General features: G+C 44.9%; 3 protein-coding genes. All 3 read right to left on the bottom strand.

The features are described from left to right. Positions 1-240 precede the first annotated feature (240 nt). Entirely contained in the window at positions 241-516 is a 276-nt protein-coding gene (locus tag Q8P28_06470) for a hypothetical protein (protein MDP2682435.1), read from the bottom strand. Then, on the bottom strand, positions 513-884 hold the full coding sequence (locus Q8P28_06465) for a hypothetical protein (GenBank protein MDP2682434.1): 372 nt from the start codon (positions 882-884) through the stop codon (positions 513-515). Before Q8P28_06465 ends, Q8P28_06470 begins: the two co-directional genes overlap by 4 nt. 188 nt (positions 885-1,072) lie before the next feature. Beyond that, on the bottom strand, positions 1,073-1,378 hold a 306-nt coding region (locus tag Q8P28_06460; GenBank protein MDP2682433.1), incomplete at its 5' end, for a hypothetical protein.

Genomic DNA, 1,378 nt, shown 5'->3' with positions numbered 1-1,378 from the left:
ACGTTACCGCAGTGGATGGTATTTATCATAATTCCACGCACCTATCAACGCTATTTATGCGCTTAAACATCAGGTCAAGTGGCCGTGCATGTATTCCGCAGACATATTCAACACCCATCTTAGGGTGAGGCACTCTGAACTTTGCCGGCCTATTGCATCGTGAGTATGCACAATTAACTAAACTATATTCCGCAACTGTCATTTGACAAGTTTTCAGTGGCTTATTCCCGCAGTGGATGGTCACTTCTTGCCTCCAATCAAGGGCATGTAAGGCTCAAGGTGGCTCTCGCACCTTTGTCCCTTTCTACACGGATGTGCTTTACAGGCATGCCCCCATTGATTATTCTCCGCATCCTGCCTGATTTCCTCATCGGTAAAGATATGCCTACACTCATCACATGCCCATATCTGGAATGTATCAGGTGGGGTATCCTCTATGCCATGAGGATGTTTATGTTCTGGATAATTTAAGTCTACCGTCAATCCGGTATCCGGCTCACGCTGTGCTTTGTTCATGGTTTCACCTCCAGCACCTTGACAAAGTTCCACCGCTGTAGCCATTCCCCTGCGGATATATATTTCACATACCTATTACATACCTCACAGGTATCAGGTGAATAGTTTTTCTTGTGAGTAGAACACTCAAGTTCCGGCAAGTCCTGATTCTCCTTCATTATCCTAACCTTGCTGAGGTGGTAGTTCCCATCCTTGTCCTTCGTCTGCTCGTACTTCTCAAGCAGGGCTGCAAGGTCGGGGGATACTTTCATCAAGAGGGCTACTTCTGATAAATACGATTCTTTTTCGCACTCTATAAGGTCTTCCCAACTGCGTATACTGTCCCTGTGGAGTAGAAATATTGCAATCTGTTCTTTAATCTTGTCCATTCTATCCTCTCTTTCCCGGCATTTCCTTCATGTGATATATTCCCACCTGCTTATAAAGTTTAAACGCTACATTCGGGTCATCCTCCCCTTTGCAAGCAGGTGGCAAAAAACACTCCTTGCAACCTACTTTTACCAAAGGGCAAAATTTTAAACTTCTCTTGATGAATATTAGTTTAGCAGGCATACTTTTATCCTTTCTTTCCCGGCATTTCCTGGCGCAACTTACCCTCGGCGTTCAATGCCCATTTAAAGGTTTCCTGGAATGTCTGATTCCTCTGTTCATCGGTTCGTCTAAAGATGTGGACAAGGTTGATTTTTAAGAACACCGGAATTCCCGCCTGGTCCGCTGCAGCGACTATTTCGCGCACCCAGGCGATTTTTGGGAGCACAGTGGGCCGGGTTTGTGCGCCTATGATTATAAGATTGATTTTAGCTCTTTTGAAAGTGTTTACCAGATATGATTTATTCCAGTTGAAACTCCAAGCCAGCAATGG

This window comes from Deltaproteobacteria bacterium, assembly GCA_030690165.1.
GTDB lineage: Bacteria > Desulfobacterota > GWC2-55-46 > UBA9637 > UBA9637 > JACRNJ01.
The sequence above is the reverse complement of the archived record's forward strand: the minus strand, read 5'-3'. Positions and strand labels throughout refer to the sequence as shown.